Below are 21540 nucleotides of genomic sequence, written 5' to 3' on the forward strand. Positions count from 1 at the left end.
CTTCGTCGGCCGTTCACGGACGGCCGGCGAAGGTTGCTGTTTTCAATAATGCGAATATTTCCGCGCCGACTGTCAGTTGCATTGCCTGCAATGCATGGCGCGTGATCTCTGCCCGCAAACTAACACTCCCGACCTGCAACGTAACCAGTGCGAAAGCACCGTTTCGTTGCTCGACAATGTCCTGAACGGTACCTGCAAAAACATTGCGCATACTCAATCCCAAAGGTCGATCGCTTGCCAGTGCAACATCGCTCGCTCGTACCCGCAACACCACGTGTTGACCCGGCTCGCGAGCAGCTAAGGAAGGGACAAACAGCGGTTGATCACAGAACGCCAGTTCCGTGAGATGCAGATCCGCAATGTGCTTAACAACCTGCGCACCGAACACTGTTGCTGCGCCGGCATCCATACCAGCACTACCGACTGGCAAAGCATCGAGCACTGCGGCTGTTTCACCTGCAGCGGCAATCGTGCCGTCTTGCAACACGATAACGCGATCGGCGAGTCGCACAATTTCGTCCACGGCATGACTGACGTAGACAGTGGGAATGCCGAAACGTGCTCGCAATGTTTCAAGGTACGGCAGAATTTCCTGCTTCCGTGCTGAGTCCAGCGCCGCGAGCGGCTCGTCGAGCAACAACAAGCCGGGTCGACATAATAACGTACGACCCAGTGCAACACGTTGACGTTCACCGCCCGACAATTTGCCGACTGCTCTTGCCAGCAAGGATTGCAAATCCAGTGCAGCCACAACTTCGGCAAAGTCAGGGCCGACACCGCTGGCGCGACTCTCCGCAAAACGCAGGTTGCCCGCAACGTCCAGATGTTCGAACAGACGCGCGTCCTGAAACACATACCCAACCTGGCGTTGGAACGCCGGCACGAATTCACCGTTCTTGCTATCGAGCCATACCCTGTCCGCCATTTGCACAGTGCCCGCAACATCTTTTTCAAAGCCGGCAATGACCCGCAACAACGTGCTCTTGCCACTGCCACTCGCTCCGAACAGGCCCGTGACACCATCCAGTGCGATGTCGCTCCTGACGGACAACGCGAAGTCTGCGAACGACTTGCGCACGTCGAGCCTCAGCACAGCATTTGATTCAGCCGGCATGTACGACACCTCGACCGTTCCACGCGTAAACGAACAACAGAACAGAGAAAGAGAACAGCAGCATGATGGCCGAAAGTACGTGGGCGTCGGTGTAGTTCAGTGTTTCCACGTGTTCGTAAATCTGGATCGAGATCAGGCGGGTCTTACCCGGAATATTACCGCCCACCATCAACACAACACCGAACTCGCCTATCGTATGCGCGAATGAAAGTATGGCACCGGACAAAAAACCACGGCGTGCGAGCGGCATGACGACCGACGTAAATGCATCCAGCGGCGAGGCGCGCAGGCTTTGTGCGGCTTCCAGTGGGGCGACGCCAACCGACTCGAACGCCCTTTGCAGGGGTTGCACCATGAACGGTAGTGAATAAACAATCGATGCAATCAGCAAGCCGCTGAAAGAAAAGCTCAACGAATCGCCGCTTAGTTGCAGCCAAAAACGACCCAGTGGCGAGCTCGGATTCATCAACAGCAGAAAGTAGAAACCAAGTACCGTCGGTGGTAAGACCAGCGGCAAAGCGGTGACCGCTTCAATCGCCGGTCGCAGTCGCGAACGCGTCGTCGCCAGCCACCACGCCAGTGGCGTGCCCAGCAACAAGAGACAAACGGTCGTGGCCGACGCTAAGGCAACAGTCAGCCACAAAGGGCTGAAATCAGGCATGCTCATCGTTCAACACCGTAACCTTGTCGCGCTATGACCGCCTGTGCTGCAGAACTCTTTAGAAAGGCAATAAAGGCAGTGGCAGCGGGATTGCCGGCCGCACGTGACAACAGCACCGCGTCCTGACGCAACGGCGTGTGCAAACCGGCAGGCACCTCCCAACAACTCGCCGGATTGCGTGCGCGATCGCCGACCACACTGGCACTAGCTACAAAGCCGTAGTCAACGCTTCCCGTCGCGACAAATGTGTAGGCCTGGATGACGCTCTCCCCTTTTACGATTCGCTGCGGGAAATCGGCTGGCAGCTCCAGGGTTGCCAGCACCTGCTCAGCGGCCTGACCGTACGGCGCGACAGCCGGATTGGCAATGGCAAGTCGGCCGTCGAAGTTATTGCTGAGCACGGCGAAATCATCGCGCATGATGTGTTCGTTGTCAGCGCTGCAGAAACTGAGCGCGCCCACAGCATAAACAAAGCGCGAGCCTGCAAGCGCATAGCCTGCGCTCTCCAATTGCTGCGGACTGTTCTGATCGGCTGCCAGCAATACGTCGAACGGTGCTCCGTTGACAATCTGGGCGTACAGCGCGCCTGTAGAAGCACTCACGAGCTTTGCACGTGACGAGTTCGAGGTTTCGAACATCGCTACAAGCTCTTGCGCTGTCGACAGAAAGTTAGCCGCAACTGCAATCGTCACCGTGTCACTGTCTTGTTCTGTGTCGCAGCCCGCGGCCGCCAGTAACAGCAGCAGCAACACCGCTCTCCAAACCGGCAGTACCGTGTGGACAAACTGCGCACACTGCGCGGAATTGTGAATGTCACGGCCGATAATCATCGGCAAATCCTACACCAGCCACTCGCCGCCATGCAGACTTGTTACGCGGCCGTCTTGCCAGCTGCAGCAACGAGTCTGTCTGCAGCGGCAAGATATGCCGGTCAACTTAGAACGCAATTGTTAGCGGTCGGCAGGTCCACGCGCCGGCTTGCCGGATTTTCCAGGTTTGCTGAGAGTGCCGGATTTACCGGATCTCGCGAACTTGCCAGGCTTGCTCGGCTTGCTAAGCGTACCGGACTTGCCGGGCTTGCTGAACGTGCCGGATTTACCGGGTTTGCCTGGCTTGGCGAATTTGCCCGGCTTACCGGGCTTGCTGCCAGCCGCTCCGGCCGGCTTGCCACCCGGCTTCGGTTTCGCACGCTTCTTGTCAGAACTATGGCTGCCCTTGCTATCCAGTTTGTGGCTACGCGGCTTCTTGTCGAAGTGCCGTGGCTTACCCGGCTTGCCGGCTGGTTTCGCAGCTGCCCCGTCCTCGCTGAGCCGAGTGATGCGTATTGCCTGACCGCACACACGCGCTTTCTTGAGTTCATTGAAAATATCGGCGGGCATGCCAGTCGGCAGGTCGAGAACACTGTGTTCGTCATGAATCTCGATCTGACCGATGTTGTCACCGTCCAGCCCTGCTTCATTGGCAATGGCCCCGACAATATTGCCCGGCTTGACGCCGTGCACGTAACCGACTTCGATACGAAACAACTCCCGGTCCTTGCCCAGCGGCCCACGCGGTTTACCGCGTTTCGGTTTGTCGCGGCTGCCACGCTTATCGGAATCGTGTGCACGCGGAGTCGGCCGGTCGGTTTCCGGCTTCATCAGCAGTTGCCGGTCGCCGAGCGATATCTGCGCCAGAGCGGCCGCAATGTCCCGCGCTGGTATATCGTGTTCCTGCTGGTATTGCTCGATCAGCCCTTGCATAAAGCCCAGTTCACCGGCCGCCAAGGTATCGCTGATCTTCTGTTTGAAATCAGCAATGCGCTTGTTGTTAACGGTTTCGGTCGTCGGCAGATCAAGCCGTTCGATTTTTTGCCGGGTCGCTTTTTCTATCGCATACAGCATGCGCCTTTCCCGCGGCGCAACAAACAGGATCGCATCACCCTGCCGGCCAGCACGACCGGTGCGCCCAATGCGGTGAATGTACGCTTCCGTATCGTAGGGAATATCGTAGTTGATCACGTGACTGATACGGTCGACGTCAAGACCACGTGCGGCGACGTCAGTTGCGACCAGTATGTCGAGGCTACCTTTCTTGAGGCGCTCGACCATTTGTTCGCGCTGGTTCTGCGCCATGTCACCGTTCATCGCCGCTGCCGCGTAGCCGCGCGCTTCCAGCCGTTCGGCAAGTTCGCTCGTCGCGGTCTTGGTGCGCACAAACATCAGGATGGCGTCGAACGGTTCGACTTCGAGAATTCGGGTGAGCGCGTCCAGCTTGTGCAATCCGCTAACCATCCAGTAACGCTGGCGAATCGTTTCCGCGGTGGCCGTACGTTGCTTGATCGACACTTCCTGCGGATTTCGCAGATGGCGGCGTGCAATGCGTTCCACTTCGCGCGGCATCGTGGCCGAGAACAATGCCATCTGCCGTTCGGCCGGAGTCTGCTCGAGTATCCATTCCACATCATCAATGAAACCCATACGCAGCATTTCATCCGCTTCATCGAGCACCAGCGCTTGCAGCTTGTCGAGCTTCAATGTGCCCTTGCGCATATGATCCATAACCCGGCCTGGCGTACCGACGACAACGGTGACACCGCGTTTGAGCTGGCGCAGCTGCCCGCTGTACTCCTGCCCGCCGTAAATTGGCAATACCCGAAAGCCGCCCATGTGCGCCGCGTAGCGCTGAAACGCTTCAGCAACCTGGATGGCCAGCTCGCGGGTCGGCGTCAAGGTCAGTATCTGAACGCTGTTGCTGTTCGGATCAATACGCGCCAGCAACGGCAAAGCAAATGCCGCGGTCTTGCCGGTACCCGTCGGCGCGTGGCCCAGCAAATCAAGCCCGGCCAGCAGATGCGGGATAGCCTCTGCCTGAATCGGCGACGGCATCTCATAGCCCACATCATCGAGGGCCGCCTGAATCGGAGCGGGCAGTTTGAGATCACGAAAAGTGACTAATGGTTTTTTAGCTTCTGACATCGAGGGTCCTGACGGGGCGGCTGGCCGGTCAGGGTCCTGACCGGGAGCGGGATCATACCCTGCTCACGCGCCCGGTACCGGCAAAATGCGGCATTTTTGAGTGGAAAACGCCGAATTTGATGATCATTCTGCCTTAAGTGTCCGCCAGTCTGGCCGATAACCTCCCAACGGCCCCGAACCCGACAGGCAAGACCCATGGCAAAACCGGACCACTACACCCTTTCGACGCTGGAAAAGGCACTTGAGATCAACCTCGATGATGGGCGTTATGGCACCTTCGCCGAGATCGGCGCCGGTCAGGAAGTGGTGCGCTGGTTCTTTCAGGCAGGCGGGGCCGCGGGCACCATTTCGAAAAGCATCTCCGCCTATGACATGCAGGTCAGTGATGCGATTTACGGCGACTGCAATCGTTACGTCAGCCGCGAGCGACTGGACTCGATGCTCGCCTATGAGCAAGACCTGACCCGTGCGCGGCTGCAGGAATCGCGCGGCTCAGCCGCCCGCTTTTTCACTTTCGCCGACACCGTATCCGCCCGCAACTATCACGGCACAAACGAATGCCATGGCTGGATGGGGTTCCGCTTTCAGGCAGAACCCGGGGCCGAGGACAGCAGTATTGTTATCCACGTACGCATGCTTGATGACAACAATGCCGCGCAGCAGGAAGCCATCGGTGTAATTGGCGTAAACCTGATCCACAGTGCTGCGTTTCTGCACGACGACCCGGCCGGCCTGGTCAACGCTCTGACCGACAACTTGTCGCGTGACCGCGTGGAAATAGACATGATTGACGTCTCCGGACCGGCGTTTGCCGGTGTCGACAATCGGGTTATGACCCTGCGACTGGTCGAGCTCGGCCTGACCGGCGCAGCCATGTTTGCCGCTAACGGTGACGTTCTGCAACCGTCCGAGGCACTACGCAAACGACCGCTGCTGGTCCAGCGCGGCCGCTTCCGCCCGGTCACTCACGTGAACCTCGACATGCTGCAATGCTCTTTGCAGAAATTTTCGGTGGTCAGTGGCGTGGCGATCGACGAGATACTCCCTATTCTCGAAATTTCGATGCACAACCTGAAAGAAGACGGCAACGTTTCACTGGAAGACTTCGTCAGTCGGGCTGAAGTTGCCGCAGCAACCGGCTGCACCGTCATGATCTCGGATTTCCGCCAATACCATCGGCTCGCCGCTTATCTGGCACGTTACACAAAGGCACCAATAGGGCTCCCGCTCGGTCTGGCTACCTTGCGCAGTCTTTTCGACGAGAAATACTATGCTGACCTTGACGGCGGCATACTCGAAGGTTTCGGCCGACTGTTCCGACAACAACTCAAGTTACTGATCTACCCGCTGAAGAATGCCGACAGCGGGGCAATTGAAGACCTTAGTAGTTTGAATCCCGCCAGCGAGCTCCGACATCTCCTTGACTACCTGCAGACCCGCGGTGATCTGGTGCCGCTGGACACCGTGATGCACCAGTATCTCGACATACATTCGCCCGAAGTCCTGAGCCTGATCGCTCGCGGCGACGACGCGTGGAAGACGATGGTCCCGGCCGCTGTGGCAACAAAAATTGTGGAGCAAAACCTGTTCGGCTACCCCGGCTGAAGAGCCGCAGGCACTGAGATACCCTTGCCGTCGGGCGAGCCACTGACAATCGTCGCATTGACCCACCGCTTCTGACAGTTACTATAGTCGGACTCTCGCGAATCAAAGTGGCGCCAATGAACTCAACTCTCCGCCTGTTGCCATTCCTGCTACTGTTGACTGCCTGCGCAGTTGCGCAAACAACAGACGCCGTACGCGGCGTCAATCCGGAACGGCTGGACCGAATCGACGCCGCTATCAACAAGGAAATATCGGCTGGAAAGATTCCCGGCGCGGTTGCGTTGATTGCCAGGAATGGTGAAGTTGTCTACCACAAGGCGTTCGGCAATGCAGATATCCGAACCCGTACACCAATGACGACAGACTCCGTTTTTCGAATCGCGTCGATGACCAAGGCAATCACGACAGTCGGCGTCATGATTCTTTACGAGCACGGTCACTTCAGACTCAATGACCCGATAGGTGAGTACCTGCCTGAATTCCGTAGTATGCAGGTGGTTAGTGAATACACGGCAGAGGGCACGATTGCCGCTACGGTGCCGGCGCAAAAGCCAATCCGGATTATCGATTTGCTGACGCACACATCCGGACTGGCCTACCCATTCAGACCCGGCCCATTGCAACAGCGCTATCGGGATGCAGGCATTATTGATGGTGTGACTGGCAGAGACCTTGAGCTCGCTGATCAGATGGCCTTACTCGCACAGCAGCCACTGCTCTTTGAGCCGGGCAGCCGCTACAATTACGGCTTGAGCACTGACGTACTCGGCTACTTAATTGAAGTCGTTTCTGGTCAGTCGCTGAGCGATTTTTTCGCTGAACACATTTTCGCTCCACTTGCGATGCCGGACACCCACTTTTATTTGCCGGAAGACAAGGCCGCGCGACTCGTTAACATCTACGCCAACGACCCGGAACTCGGCTTGCTTGAAGCCAGCGAAATTGCCAGTGACCTACCAATTGATGACCCCAATTACCCGATCAATGGCGCCCGCCAATATTACTCGGGCGGCGCAGGCCTTTCGTCTACCGCGCGCGACTACGGTCGTTTCCTACAAATGTTGCTCAACGAGGGCGAACTCGATGGTACTCGCCTCCTTAGCAGAAAGTCGGTTGAATTAATGCGCGCGCCACGGGTAGCCAGGCAAGGTGATGGCAAATTCAATCAAAGCATTGCGTTCGACGTCGTTACCGACCTCGGTGTGCTGGGTGAACTAGGTACCACTGGAACCTACTCCTGGGGCGGCGCGTTCTACACGTCTTATGCAATCGATCCGAACGAGCAGATGCTGTACGTTTTCATGTCGCAGGGCCGACCTATCGATTCAACCATAAACCAGCGCTTCGACACTCTCGTCTACCAAGCGCTGGAATAGTCGGGCAGTGACTCACGTTTCGTTGCGCGCCAGCCTATCCTGCCGCAGTGCCGGCATCACACCGGCGACCATGCTCGCCACAAGCACCGCGATACCAACATTGATTAATAAACTGTAATTCTCGTCCGGCCCTAGCAACATACCAGCGACCAACGGCCCACTGGCCAGCCCCATCTTTGAGGCGAAGCCGCCGAGAGCCGCCATTTGCCCGGTCAGATCAAATTCCGCCGCGAGCCCCAGCAGGTAGGGAATTACGAACGCCCAGGTAATGCCCATAGCGCCGTTCGCTATCAGAAACACCGTTTCATTTGCGCTGAAATGCATCGCCCAAAAGCCGATCACTGTCACGACGAGAGCAATTGCCAGTGGCCCTGTTCTCCCCAGGCGTGTGTGCAAACCAACCACCATCAGTGCACCGACAATACCTATCCAACCTGACAACGCCAGAGTCCAGGTTATGAAGCCAAGCTCCAGCGTCGCTTGCCGTGCCAAACCGATGATGAACGCGAACAGCCCCATGTTCGCTGCCTGAAACAGGAAAATAGCCAATAAGGTTAGCGCCAGTGGAACTATGGCGATGCCCTTGCCATCGATCGTCGATGCCGCGTTCGCATCGCGCGGTCGGTACTCCGCAAGAAACGGCACCATGGCAAGGGTGACGAGGCTGAACGCAATCAGGGCGAGAAATAACGCGTCCGTTCCAAACACGGGAACGAGGCGCGGCAGATACAAATTACCGAGTCCACCCAGTCCGAACTGCACGACCAGCAACACGCCGAAGGTTCGGTCCGGTTTGCTCGCACGGGCAATCACGGCAAAGGCGATTCCCACCAGCGCACCGCCAATCATGCCGTGCAAGAACCGCGTCGGTATCATGACTTCGGGAACCGCCACCAGCATCGACAACAGGTCCATCGAAATCAAGCCGGCCAGCAACACGTAGGCGGTCGGTCGCCACTGTATGCGCCTGATCATGAACACGACGATCAGCGCTCCACACGCAGCACCGTAGACGTTCGCCGAACCCACAAAACCTGCCTCGCGTGGGGTAAAGCCAAGACCACCAATCAGGCCGTCAACAATAGCGGGCATGATGTTGGCGTAGAATAAACCCGCCGTTGCCAGAAAGGACAAAAAGATGCGTGCCGCCGCGCCGTCAGCGCTGACTCGTATTCCGCCGGTCGAGCTCGAGGTTTCATTCACAGGCACATGTTCCTTATTTTGTTGGACTCAACGGCGGCTTCGCGCCAACGATAAACGTAGCCATCGGCAAAGTGGTAGTAGACGGTATTGTTCGGAAACAGGACGACTGAAATGCCACCATGTCCCGACATGAAAGGAACCCAAACCGGCTTTTCACAGCCGATGAATTCCGCGATATTGAGTCCCCAGAAACCGTTGTTGTAACGGGTAACAGCGCTGCCCGCTGGCAGGCCACGGTCATCCGGATTGCGTTGCATGGCGGCATCAAGCAATACCGGGTCAATCGATACGTCGCCGGGCAACGGCGCGCCCGCCTGCAACCAGACACCGATGCGGGCGATGTCATCAGAGTGGTATGACAAGCCCCAACCAAACAACGGTTGTGCATAATCATCGTAGGTAGTACGGCTTGAACGAATGGCTGCACTCAATGACAGCGTATCCCACAACGGCTCGACCAGCAGTTTCCGGTAGATATCGACGCGGTTATGTTGCTTGCGTTCCAGCAGCGCTCGCATTGCCGCACCGGCCACGTAGGTATCCGAGCTGTGGTAGGCCCAGACTTTTCCCCGCTGCGCCTTGCGCGGAAAAAAACCGCAAGCGAAATCAATTTTCTCTCTGTGTGTTAACGCATAGAGAAAGGTGACGTGCGCGGGCAACGACTCGTCGGCTTCCAGGGCGGTATCGAGGTAACGCCCGGTCGCCAGATCAAGTGCGTTCTCAATGGTGATGTCCTGCCAGCCCGCTTGCGCACATTCCGGCAGCAGCGCAGCCACACGGGTTTGCGCAGCTCCAGGCGTGATGGCTTCCAGTCGCATTAGCCCAAGCCCGGCGACAATGGATTTCGCGATTGAAAAAGAAGGCAGAAGCAGTTCGTCGCAATACGGATAATCGCCGTGCCGGGTCGCACAGGCGCTGCGGTAATGCTGGCCATCCACTACCAGCCCGTAGACCGTGCTGTCACCCGGATCCATATTGGCAACGGCCGCGAACTTCGTCGGATCTATGCCGCGCTTCTGTTCAGCCAAGTCCGCCATGGTCCGCACTGGCAACTGGCGTTGCCGGTTTTCACGGAACGCCGCACGCAGTGAGGGTCGGGTATCGTCGTTGTCAAACGTCATCCGACCTTGCAACATGCCCCACATATCGAACTTGAAATACGCGCAGGTCTCGCTGGCAATCTGGTAAGCAACCCGCGATGCATGACCTTCGGCGTCGACCATCCAGGTCAGCACACCATTGTGTGTGCAGTTGGCATTGCGTTCGACGAGTGCGAACGGCAACGCGTACTGGCGTTCGGACGACTCTGCCGACAGCTTCCAGACCCGGCCGGTCTGAAAGGCAATCTCCCACGCCGGGTGCGCAAGCCGTTGCACAGACTGATCAACAGGAATAACGAAACCGTCCGCCTGCGTCCATTCCAGGACCGCCGCCGGAAACATCGACAAGGCAGGACCTGTGTCAGTAACGTAGCTGAATCGGTCCAGCAACACGTCGAAGCCGTCCGCATTGGCAGAAGTCAGTTGTAGTCTGCCGCTACCCTGCTGGACGACGGGGATACTCTGAGGCGGACTTGCAAACTCCTCCATCAACAACGGTCGTTGCAGCACCTCAGTTCCGTACAGAAATTCTGAATGCAGTCGGGTGCTGCCAGCCGTCGAACGGTAGCCGGTGATTCGAACATTGTCCGCCCAGCAAAAATCGTTGTTGTCTTTACCACTGGCACGGAATCGGAGTCTCAACGAATCATTGTTTGACAATGCATCGTCAGAGCGTTGCCCGGCGTACAGCGTTACTCCGTCGGCCTGATCGGCCCCTACGTCGAGCACGCGAAACCAATCATCGCCAGCATTGAACGACACTTCTGCGTGGCAGGAATCCGTTCTCTCGAGGCTGTCTGCCGCCAGTTGCATGCTAACCGAGACGTTTTCATAACCGGCCGTCGACAAACTGAGACTCACGGCTTTCTTGCGCGTCAGGCGCAACGAGGTGTTGCCAGCGTAGCTTGTGAGCTGCAGCGTTCCACGACCGGACTCACGCCAGCCGGGAATACTGTCGCCTTCGAAGTCCTCTACGAGCAGAACATCGGCGGTTGCGTTCGCCGTGAACAGCAGCAGCAGGCAGTAACTAAAGCGCAATGCCGGCGTCCTTCAGCTTGCGAACCAAGGGGTCGAGTTGCTGCTCATAGCGCCGCCAGCGCGCAACCGCGTCGCGGTAGATCGGTCGCCGCACTTGTGCCGCACTCGCTGTCGCTACGGGTGACTGGTTTTTCTCGAACTGCAAGCATGCCGGTTCGAAGGTCAGGTTGCAGTGCTCGATAATGCGGCGAGTCACGACTTCTTGCTGCTCGACCAGTTCCTCGTAAGACACATCCAACATGAGGCCGGGATAAACGCTGTGCCAGTGCTTCATCAGACGATCGTAAGCGATGTAGTAGTCCGCGAGATCGTCAAGGTCGTAAGAAAACGGGTAGCCCATACGGAACAGCGTCCGGTACATCGCCAGACAGCTGTCCACCGGATGGCGACGGACATGCAGCACCGGCACGCCGGGTAAGGCGCGTGCAATCAATCCGAGGTACAGAAAATTGGCTGGCGTCTTGTCAATAAAGTACGGGCTGCTGTTGCCGTAATTTCCAACGCTATTGACGTAGGCCGCGCCCAATAGCTCGGGATCGACGGTTACCGATGCCCGCAACAACGCTGTCTTGTCCGCGGCCTTGCCGAGCCGGGTTAGCGACAGAGCAAAATCGTTGATCTCGCCCATACTCTCAACCTGGCTGTGGCTGCTGACGATTCGGTCGACGAGCGTTGTGCCACTACGCGGTAAACCCAGTACGAATATTGGTCCTTTCCGGCGCACTATTGACGGTGATTGCTCGGCATAACGACTATCGAACAGCGTGCAGATCGTGTCCATCGCCGTCACGTCGTTACGGACATCGTAGGCCATGCGTCGTCGCCTGGCCGCTGCACCCCGGCTTAGTGCGGCAAAGCTGGCCTCGTACTCGCCAAGGTCTTCGAGCTCTTTCGCCAGCGCGTAGTTAAGCGGCACGATACCCGGCTCGTTATCTGACAACGTTGCCAGACGGGCCTTGATCGCTGCAACATGATTGTCGTCTTTGCGATGTTTACGCAGCGTGGACCGATTCTGCCAGGCATCGTGGTCGCCCGGATTCAGTTGGATAACGCGCGTGAACAAACGTTCCGCCTCGTCGATATCACCTACCGCTATGCAGGACGATGCAAGGTTATACAGAGTAGCCGGATCATCCGGCGCGAGCTCTGCTGCACGCGAATAGCAGCGATGAGCGTCTTCGTGTTTGCCGGAGTGCGCAAGAAACCCGGCAACGTGCTGCAGCAGGACGGGGTCGTCAGCCGCATCTTTTTCGAGTGATGAGAGTTGCGCGTATGCCGCTCCGTGCTCGCCGCAGAAAATACAGGCTTCCGCAAATTGCAATCGCGCACCACGATGCGACTCATCACGTGCCAGGGCATTCCGCGCCAGCACAAGCATTTCATCGAAACGTCCTTGTTGCTGCCGGGCTTTGCCCAACAGCAACAAGGGTTCAATCGAATCGCGAAATGACGCCGCCAGCGTGGTACTTGCCAGCGCTGCTTCGTCGGCTCGCCGCAGGCTCAGCAGCTTGCGAATATCCCGAAGTGCTGACCTGTAACCTTGTTCCCGATCGCTGTTCGAATTCACACTAGAAGCGGTAGTTCACCGAAACGCCGATGGTTCGCGGCTGCGAAAGGAACTGCTTGTTGCCATTGCCGTAGTAGCCGCTGGCAGGTGCTGTCCCCATATAGGCCTCAGTGAACAAACCGGTTACACCTCTTTCGTTGCCGACGTTACGGATAAACAGCGTAGCATCCCAGTTCGACAACATCAGGGTTGTTGAAATATCAACGAGCGTAAAGGCGTCCAGCTCAACGTTGAACGTCGGCGTGTCATTGATCGCGTTACGGGTTTCTGACTGGTAGTAAGCATGAACCCGGGTGATCCACTGCCTGTCCGCAGACAGTTCTTTGGTGAAAATGCCGGTTGCGTTCAATGCATGCTCCGGCGTTCCTGGCAGCGGTGCACCGGCCAGCGCACGTGGCACCGTCGAGTTATCCGGCGCGAACAAAGGATCGTCGAGCTCGGCGTTCACGTAGGCGTAACCCAGTCGGTACTCGAAGTAGTCGGTGACTACACCATCCAGCTCCAGCTCGAGACCGCTGCTGCTTGCTGACTCGCCGTTCTGAACCGAGAAAAAGCCCCAGTTCGTTGTCGCGGTGTTGACCTGCGGGTTATCCCAGTCGACGAAAAATACGGCGGCTGACAAACGGGTGCGCTCAAACGTACTTTTGATGCCCAGCTCATAGTTGATAACCGAGTCCGGGTCGTACCGTAGCCAGCCCGGGTCCTCAGCAAACGTACCAGAGGTAGGCACGGCATTGGCCCCACCACGTCGGTATCCTTCGGATACGGTGCCGTAGACGGTCGATTGTTCAGAGACATTCCATGACGCGTTGAGCTTGAACAGTACATCATCGTCCTTCACTTGAAACGAACTGGTCTCTGGCACGAACAGCCCGGCATACAGAGGCAGATCAACATACGTTGTATTGGTGAAGTCATTGTCGAAGTAACGGAAACCGACGGTCGTCTGGAAGTCATCCGTGAAGTTGTAAGTCAGCTCGCCGAACACTGACAGATCCTGATAATTTTCCGCCCGCCGGTAGTCGAAATCTTTATCGCCGGTCACAACATCTTCCAGTCCTGGCAGGAACGCATCCCACCAGGTCTTGAAACCGCGCACGTAACTTTCCTGCGTCGAGGCCAGATCCTGATCCTGATAAAACGCGCCGACGACGTACTGCAAGGGATCGTCGGTTGTCGATACCAGCCGGATTTCCTGCACCAGCGCCTTGTCACCGTAAGTTCTTACGGCGGAGGCCATCGGTCGCGGGTAGTTGTAATAAAACGCGAGAAAACCAGCCTGCGCATAGAAGCCCGTGTTCTCGCTGATGCTTTCACCGTCATGGTCATAAGCCGAGGTGCTGGAGGTCAGCGTTGCGAAGCCCAGATCGAATTCCATTTCCAGCGAGCCCATGGTCACGTCACGTGACGATGGCTCGAGCTGAATCGCACCGTTTTCATAGCTCTGGTAATTCCTGCCATAGCCATCAACGCCGACTGTCTCCTGGCGACGGCCACCGATTTCATCGCTTTGCCCCTGCAAGGCCGCGCGCAATTTAAAACGGTCGTTCGGCTCAAACAGGAAGGACACGCGCCCGTAATCGATATCGACGGTATCGGCATCCTTCACACTGCGGTAACTCGCAGCAGGATCAAGCACCCCGTTCGGGGCAACCGGAATTCCGTTGGCATCGAGCTCATAAACGTTGACGTAGTCGGTCAAGCCAGGGTAATCCATGTGGCCTATGTTGACGCGCAATGCGACCACGTCACTGAAGCCGAAGTTGCCGATGGCATCCGCGCTCCAGCCAGTGCCATCAGAGCCTTCCACGCTGCTACCAACCACATTAATCTGGCCGGAGAATTCGCTGAACTGCGGATCGCGGGTAATGTACCGAACTGTGCCGCCCAGTGAACCGGAACCGTACAAGGTGCCTTGCGGCCCACGCAGTACTTCGACCCGTTCGATATCACGCAGGACGAAATTCGCGTAGAGCGGCGTGTCATTGACGTAAGTAGACACCGTCGGCACAGCCGACAGGGAATAGTCACCCAATGCAGCACCGTCCACATTGACGCCGCGAATCATGATGCCGTTGATAACACCAGAGTTCCGGTAACCGCGATCAACCACCGCCACACCCGGCATGGCGCGCATGAGGTCCACTTGATCAGTGATCAGTGCCGCTTCCATCGCATCGCCGCTGAATGCCGAAATGTTGTAAGGCACATCCTGCACCGATGACGCCCGACGGGTTGCCGTTACAATAATTTCTTCGAGGCGAACGTCGGAGTCCTGTGCCATGGTCGGTGCAGCTGCTCCGGCGACTATCGAGCCAATAGCCAGCGCCAGCGGCGTTCTGCGAAATACGAGTTTCGTTGACATGTCACTTATCCCTCTTCGGAAAATCGGTATTGGATTGAGTAAGCCGGGTCGGCATTTGCAGCGAACCCAGCGAGTTCAAGAAATCAGTTGCGGCGCCATTGTTGTAGTCGGCGAAAGGAACCTTGCTGTCGCGGAAGGCTTTCAGGTTCTGACTGAGACCGTTCCAGCCGTTCTCGCGCACGTCCCTGACGTAGTCGAGATCAAGGCGCAAGGGAATAACTTCACGACCACGCCCGGCGCTGTACAGCACTTCTCCGCCAGGCCCTGCCATCATTGACTGGCCGCAACCAACGCTTGGTCCGAGGTTGACGTCGAACACGTAGCACTGGTGCATCGCCGCTGTCGCACAAATGATGTTGTGCTCCACCTGGCGGTCAATCGTGCTGGTAAGGCTCGGGTGCAGGATGACTTCCGCGCCGAGACTCGATAACGCCCGGGCTGTCTCCGGGAACCAGATGTCGTAACAGTTGGAAATCCCGAAGCGACCTACACCGGGCACGTCGAAGACCACTGGAGTATTGCCGGGTGTTGTATCCGCTTCGTAAGGCATCCACGGGAACATTTTTCGGTATCTGGCGATGACCTCGCCCTTCGGCGAGATGACCGGCACGGTGTTGTACACCACGCCATCGGCAGCTTCGAACATGGAGCCCGGTACCAGCCAGATGCTGTGTCGCCGCGCGATCTCGCAGAACCGCTGTTCGCGCGGCCCCGGCATCGGCTCGGCATTGCGGATATCGGTGCCACAGGCGTTAAGCTCCGACGCGACCAGCATGTCCAGCCACGGAAATCGACGCATGGCGGAATCGATCTCAGCCTCCATATGCGCCGTGTTGTCGCCATTCGGACCTTCCAGTTGCAGCCCGGCGATCGCTATCCTGCTCATAGTCTCCCCTTTTGATGCGGAGACAGTACGCAGGCAGGTCCGGACTGCATAGGTCCAGTTGATAACTACCAATGAGGCCAGTTTCGGCGCAGTTAGCGCCACGCCCTGGCCGTGGACCGCCCGGCCTGATGCGAGCGACCGGTAAATCCGACAGGCCGAAATGCCGCGCGACTGGCCGCGAACAGCCACGCGACACCACCGGGCAAGGCTCAAAGCAATCTCACCGTGACTCAGCGTGTCATTTGATTCTCAAACGATTTTTCCGCAACACGAGGGTCGCAAAGCATTGCTTTTCATCGGGCGATGCTTTTGGCAAAGTTCCGGTTCCCTGAGCTGCCTGGTTGATGCCCGCTGTGCCACTTGTTGCCCATTCAACGTTGCCGACCTTCGCCCAACTCGGCGAACAGGGGCATGATTTACTCTCCAAAGAACGGGCTGAGCGCCAGGACATCCGCGAACTGCACATTGGGTTGCTGAACATGATGCCGGACGCCGCATTGCAGGCGACCGAGCGGCAATTCATCCGCCTGATCGGCAGCAGCAACCGAATTGCCCAGTTCTTTGTCTATCCCTTCTCGCTGCCGGAATTGAACCGCAGTGCCGCGACCCGCGATTACATAGACCAACACTACAGCCGCTACGCCGACCTTCAGGATCAGGGGCTCGATGCTCTGATCATTACCGGCGCGAACGTCGCGACACCGGCGCTGGATACAGAGCCGTTCTGGAACCCATTGATGAATATCGTCCAGTGGGCTGACAAAAACGTCGCGTCCATCCTGTGTTCGTGCCTCGCGACGCACGCGCTGCTGAAATTCCATCACGATATTGATCGTAATCCCATGCGTGAGAAACGCTGGGGCGTTTACAGTCATCAGGTGCATGCCGCCGACCACCCGTTGGTTCGCGAGGTCAATACCCGATTTGATGCACCGCACTCACGCTACAACGACATTTCCCGGGCGCAGCTCGAAGCCGCCGGCTTGCGCATACTGGCCGAGAGTAACGATGGCGGGGTGCACATGGCGGTCAGCCCGGATCAGGCCCGCGTCGTCTACTTCCAGGGTCACCCCGAGTACGACCGCAACAGCCTGTTAAAAGAATACAAACGCGAAGTGCGCCGCTTTCAAGCGGGTGAACTGAGCGCAATGCCGCCCTTCCCCGAAAACTATTTTTCACCCGAAGCGCAACAATTGATTGCCGCCGCGCAGCTCGAACGCAATGCCTTTTCAGACGAACTGGAATCCGCATTGGAGCGAGCCGTCGATAACACCTGGGGCGACACGGCCAAAGCTATCGTGAACAACTGGCTTGGTCTCGTTTACCAACTTACCAATCTTGATCGTAAGAAACAGTTCATGGCGGGTGTGAACCCGGACGCCCCGCTCGATTTCTTGCGACAGCCCTGACACTTCAATCTGCTCAATAGGATTAGCCATGAAAGACCAAACCTTAGCCATCCACGCCGGTTTCAAATCGGACCCGACAACGAAATCCTTGGCGGTACCGGTGTATCAGACCGTTGCCTACGAATTTGAGAGCGCACAACACGGTGCCGACCTGTTCAATCTCGCGGTCGAGGGCAATATTTACTCGCGAATCATGAACCCGACCGTCGATGTACTTGAGAAACGTTGCGCCGAGCTTGAAGGCGGTATCGCAGGCCTCTGCCTCAGCGCCGGCAGTGCGGCCGTTAACTACGCGATCCTGAATATCGCGGAAAGCGGCAATAACATCGTTTCCGTACCTATGCTGTACGGCGGTACGTACACCTTGTTCAAACACATGCTGCCTAAGCTCGGCATCGAAGTACGCTTTGCCGCCGACGACTCTGCCGAAGCCATGAGCAAGCTGATTGACGACAAAACGACAGCAGTTTTCTGTGAGTCAATTGGCAACCCGGCTGGCAATATCGTGGACATCGAGGCGCTGGCAAAGATGGCGCATGAACGCGGCGTACCCTTGATCGTCGACAACACCGTTGCTTCTCCGGCATTGATCAAACCCATCCAATGGGGTGCCGACATCGTCGTCGAAGCACTTACCAAGTACATGGGTGGGCACGGTAACTCGCTGGGCGGCGTCATTGTCGATTCAGGTCAGTTCCCGTGGGCCGATCACCCGAAGAAATTCCACATGCTGACCGAACCGGAAACGTCATACCACGGCGTGGTCTACACCGAAGCACTCGGCCCCGCAGCCTATATCGGCCGCGCCCGCACCGTGCCATTACGCAACAGCGGCTCGGCACTGAGTGCAATGAACGCGTTTCTGATCCTGCAGGGTCTGGCTACGCTGCCGTTGCGTATGGAACGACACTGCGACAATGCACTCGCTGTTGCGAAGCACCTTGAACAACACCCACGGGTGGACTGGGTCAGCTACGCCGGACTGCCGGACTCGCCCTACCACGACCTCGCGCAGAAATACACGAACGGCAAGCCATCGGCTTTGCTGACCTTTGGTATCAAGGGTGGCTTTGATGCTGGCGTCAAGTTCTACGATGCGTTGCAGATGTTTGTGCGTTGCGTGAACATCGGTGACGTGAAATCACTCGCTGCGCACCCGGCATCAACGACCCATCGCCAGTTGTCGGACGACGAACTGAAGAACGCCGGTGTTACGCCCGACATGATTCGCCTCTGCGTGGGCATCGAGCATATCGACGACATCCTCGCCGATCTGGATCAGGCTCTCGCGGCAGCCGCCTGATAGCCCGCCTTCTCCGCGTTCACTGCGTAGCAGGACCTGGCATCCCACCGACCAGCACGGCTGGTCCGGTGGGTTCACGACAACGTCCAGTGTGGTCGCCTAACGGCGGCCACACTCCACGGTCAACAACGCAAAGTCCTGTGTGTAGGCCGGCGCTACTGACGCCTGTCTGCCAATTAATTCCTTGCTGTAGGTCACCAGAGGCGCAGCAGCGAGACCGCGCACGCGAGCGGATTCCTCATCCGGTTCCGGGTCCGAGGGCAGGTCACCTGCAAATCGCATCCACTCACCAAACCGAACCTGACCGTCAATCCGGTAGGACGGGCGCACTGACCAACGGTACGTTTTGCACGGCTCAAGGCCGTAGCCCACGGCATGTTGCGCATCCGGCAATTGCTCTTCTTCATAGACGAGGCGCTGCGCATCGAAGATCGCAATATCGTAGTACGTGTTGTCCTCGTTAATCTTGTCGACCCAACTGCCGTAAGGATCGCCACCCGTCAGACTCATTTCCCATGCAAGCGTGGGTGTCGCGGTCTCGCTGACAAACTCCCGTTTGTTCTTCCGGTGCGGTACAGCACTATCCGTCGCGACCGGTTGAAGCTCGTGACTCAGCTCTACGCGATTAAACACTTCGGCAGCGGCTTCACGGCCGAGGTAGTAACGCGCGTAGTTCGCATAGTTCTGCCACAACGCATTGTTGTTCGCCGTCCAGTTACGCAAGGTATCGCGATCCTGATATCGAATTTGTGTCTCGTACAGTTTTTCCCCGTTGCTGAAACGCCGTAATGTGACTTCAGCCGCGGTAGTAATAATCGCTTCCTTGCCCTGCACATCGATACCGACTTCGTGGAAACTGACGTAAAGCACGGCATCCGTGTCTTCGGGAATCTCCACAGCCGGAGCGAACAGCTTGGATTCCAGGTGCGGCAACTGCCGGAGTCGCCAGAACACGTCCAGCGCCAGTCCGTCGTCTGTCAGCGGCTGGTTCTCGGCATTGGCGAGCTCCTCGGTCAGGTCGTCACGGAACTCCTGGATTTCACGCTTCACTGCACCGGACAATCCGCCAAAAATAGCGCCGGGAATAGTAAGTATTGGTATGGGAATATTGATGGGCACGCCACCGATTTCCTTGGAGATACGGCCCAGCTGGGAACCCTTGCTCATCCCTCCGGCCATTCCCAGTGTTGCTTTGTCGTAGGTGCCGCCGATCGCTTCATCGGCCGGGCTCTCGCCCGCAACCAGCACTACCTTTTTTATCGACTCGCGCAGCGCTTCCGGCATGTGCGTTCGGGTATCGGCAGCCGCTTCCTGTGCTTCTGCAGCGGTCGCGACCAAACCAGGCAGCGATACACAGCCAAGCAACAACATCACTGCATAACAGACTGCCGAAGGCGTCAATCCAATCGTCTTTTGTTGTTGCTCCATAGCGAACCCATGTAGATCCAGCCGGGCATGCATCATAGTGCCCGCAATGAACTGGCCGCAACTGGCCCGACTGCACTGGCCTAACGACCGGCCTTAACGGAGGACAAGCTTGTCGCCAGCGCCAGAACAAGGCGGCGCCCGACCGCCACTCTAAGTCACGATACCGGGCACTTCCGGGTCATCCCGCTGGCTAGTTGAACCGCGCACGCAGCGCTGCCGGCAACAATGCCTCGATAGCAAGTACCGTCAGCAGAGATAGACCAACCAACGGGAAGATGATTCCAACGACCATGGGTATCACCAGTACGCCGCGCGGAATACGGTAGCCATTAACGTGGCTGGGCGCACCCAAGCGTCCTTCCGGTCGGCGTTGCCACCACATAATCATGGCCGCCACCGACATCAACAGTATCGCGACACAGGTCAACAGCATCAGCCACTGATTGAGTCGGCCGAACTGCTGACCGGTGTGCACGCTGATGCCCCATTCAATAGCACGCGCCGCCGTACCCATATCCGAATAGCGAGCGTCATACAACAGCTCGCCACTGTACTGATCGAGATGCATGGTTCGGCTCTGCTGCACTTTGTCCGGAATGACCGATGCAGACCACACACCACCGCTACCGCGCGGCATATTGACCGCGTAGCCTGGCGGCATGCCCTTGCGGTCGAAAAGTTCAATAGCAGTATCGAGGTCAATCGCGACGTTGCCGTCATTGCCTGACGACGGCAACGGCATGTGCTCTGTCGTCCACGGTGTCGGAACGACCGTGTCGTGCATATGCACCGTCGACTCCACGACCGGAAACCAGTACCCCGGCGGATAACCCAGCCCGGCATCGTTTATGACCCGCTTGAGATTGTCTCCCCATACGCCCGACCATGGCAGGCCGGTCAGGGCCAGGAACACAATCAGCAACGAAGCGAACACACCAGTTACCGCGTGCAGATCGCGCCAAAAGGAGCGCCGGCCGGCGTTCCGCCTGACACTCACTACGCCACCCCGGCGACCGCGCGGCCACCACAGGTAGACACCGGTCAATACCAGTATCAATGCCCAGCCAGCTACGATCTCGATCAAGCGATTGCCCAGCCAACCGACCTGCTCAAGGCTGTGGAGTCGCCGGATCAAATTCATCAATGGCAGATTGCCGAACTGGCCGCGCGCTACCTCGCCGAGCACCGATCCCTGGTACGGGTCAACAAACACGAACCTGGAACTGCCGGCACCGTCGTCAACGATAACCCGCGCCGAACTATCCTCAGTCCACGGCGGCATATAGCCGACAATGTCACCATCGGAGTCAGCGGAAACCGCCCGCACCAGCGAAGTTGCGGGCAGCCTCGCCGAACCCGGTTCGACGTGCAGCAGGTCGTCGTACAAGCGGCTGTTTATCTCATCCTTGAACAGGTACAAACCGCCGGTTACTGACAGCAGTATCAGGAATGGCAAGACGAAAATTCCGGCATAAAAATGCCAGCGCCAGACTGCGCGGTAGAGATTGCTACGCGTCATCGCAGGGCT

General features: G+C 57.6%; 15 protein-coding genes. 4 read left to right on the forward strand and 11 right to left on the reverse strand.

Translation table 11 applies throughout. From position 1 onward, the window contains the following. Positions 1-13 precede the first annotated feature (13 nt). From modC to AC0L8N_RS04415, 4 genes are all read right to left on the reverse strand, one after another. Entirely contained in the window at positions 14-1114 is a 1101-nt protein-coding gene (gene modC / locus AC0L8N_RS04400) for a molybdenum ABC transporter ATP-binding protein (protein ID WP_473666359.1), read from the reverse strand. Then, complete coding sequence (gene modB, locus AC0L8N_RS04405) at positions 1104-1781, reverse strand: molybdate ABC transporter permease subunit (protein WP_473666360.1); 678 nt, start codon at positions 1779-1781, stop codon at positions 1104-1106. Before modB ends, modC begins: the two co-directional genes overlap by 11 nt. Continuing rightward, a complete protein-coding gene (gene modA / locus AC0L8N_RS04410; protein WP_473666361.1) occupies positions 1778-2605 on the reverse strand; it encodes a molybdate ABC transporter substrate-binding protein in 828 nt (275 codons plus the stop codon). Before modA ends, modB begins: the two co-directional genes overlap by 4 nt. Before the next feature lie 120 nt (positions 2606-2725). After that, positions 2726-4732, reverse strand: coding sequence for a DEAD/DEAH box helicase (locus tag AC0L8N_RS04415; protein WP_473666362.1), 2007 nt, complete (start codon positions 4730-4732; stop codon positions 2726-2728). A gap of 195 nt (positions 4733-4927) precedes the next feature. Here AC0L8N_RS04415 and AC0L8N_RS04420 point away from each other — a divergent pair, with 195 nt between their 5' ends. Both AC0L8N_RS04420 and AC0L8N_RS04425 read left to right on the forward strand, forming a co-directional pair. After that, on the forward strand, positions 4928-6337 hold the full coding sequence (locus tag AC0L8N_RS04420) for a TonB-dependent receptor (RefSeq protein ID WP_473666363.1): 1410 nt from the start codon (positions 4928-4930) through the stop codon (positions 6335-6337). Positions 6338-6453: 116 nt separating this feature from the next. Then, a complete protein-coding gene (locus tag AC0L8N_RS04425) occupies positions 6454-7713 on the forward strand; it encodes a serine hydrolase domain-containing protein (RefSeq protein WP_473666365.1) in 1260 nt (419 codons plus the stop codon). A gap of 12 nt (positions 7714-7725) precedes the next feature. On the opposite strand, the gene AC0L8N_RS04430 is transcribed toward AC0L8N_RS04425, so the two are convergent. From AC0L8N_RS04430 to AC0L8N_RS04450, 5 genes are read right to left on the reverse strand one after another with little or no spacing between them, the layout of a single operon-like run. Beyond that, positions 7726-8916 (reverse strand): MFS transporter, encoded by a 1191-nt coding sequence (locus AC0L8N_RS04430; protein ID WP_473666366.1) that lies wholly within the window; start codon positions 8914-8916, stop codon positions 7726-7728. Beyond that, a complete protein-coding gene (locus AC0L8N_RS04435; RefSeq protein WP_473666368.1) occupies positions 8913-11054 on the reverse strand; it encodes a hypothetical protein in 2142 nt (713 codons plus the stop codon). The genes AC0L8N_RS04430 and AC0L8N_RS04435 overlap by 4 nt, the downstream gene beginning before the upstream one ends. Further along, complete coding sequence (locus AC0L8N_RS04440; RefSeq protein WP_473666369.1) at positions 11044-12621, reverse strand: sulfotransferase family protein; 1578 nt, start codon at positions 12619-12621, stop codon at positions 11044-11046. The genes AC0L8N_RS04435 and AC0L8N_RS04440 overlap by 11 nt, the downstream gene beginning before the upstream one ends. 1 nt (position 12622) lies before the next feature. Next, the gene (locus AC0L8N_RS04445) at positions 12623-14986 is read right to left on the reverse strand and encodes a TonB-dependent receptor (protein ID WP_473666370.1); all 2364 of its coding nucleotides are present in this window, start codon (positions 14984-14986) and stop codon (positions 12623-12625) included. Between the two features lies 1 nt (position 14987). Beyond that, positions 14988-15872: a carbon-nitrogen hydrolase family protein gene (locus tag AC0L8N_RS04450; protein ID WP_473666371.1), complete on the reverse strand. Its 885-nt coding sequence runs from the start codon at positions 15870-15872 to the stop codon at positions 14988-14990. Positions 15873-16225: 353 nt separating this feature from the next. Between AC0L8N_RS04450 and metA the strand changes: the two genes are divergently transcribed. Together metA and AC0L8N_RS04460 are read left to right on the forward strand one after the other, a co-directional pair. Beyond that, a complete protein-coding gene (metA, locus tag AC0L8N_RS04455; RefSeq protein ID WP_473670033.1) occupies positions 16226-17281 on the forward strand; it encodes a homoserine O-succinyltransferase MetA in 1056 nt (351 codons plus the stop codon). Positions 17282-17309: 28 nt separating this feature from the next. Beyond that, positions 17310-18584, forward strand: coding sequence for an O-acetylhomoserine aminocarboxypropyltransferase/cysteine synthase family protein (locus AC0L8N_RS04460; protein ID WP_473666372.1), 1275 nt, complete (start codon positions 17310-17312; stop codon positions 18582-18584). Positions 18585-18683: 99 nt separating this feature from the next. Here AC0L8N_RS04460 and AC0L8N_RS04465 read toward each other — a convergent pair whose 3' ends face one another. Both AC0L8N_RS04465 and AC0L8N_RS04470 read right to left on the reverse strand, forming a co-directional pair. After that, on the reverse strand, positions 18684-20012 hold the full coding sequence (locus AC0L8N_RS04465; RefSeq protein WP_473666373.1) for a hypothetical protein: 1329 nt from the start codon (positions 20010-20012) through the stop codon (positions 18684-18686). Positions 20013-20202: 190 nt separating this feature from the next. Further along, entirely contained in the window at positions 20203-21531 is a 1329-nt protein-coding gene (locus AC0L8N_RS04470) for a PepSY-associated TM helix domain-containing protein (protein ID WP_473666374.1), read from the reverse strand. Positions 21532-21540 lie beyond the last annotated feature (9 nt).

This window comes from Woeseia sp. D3-10 (assembly GCF_055809415.1).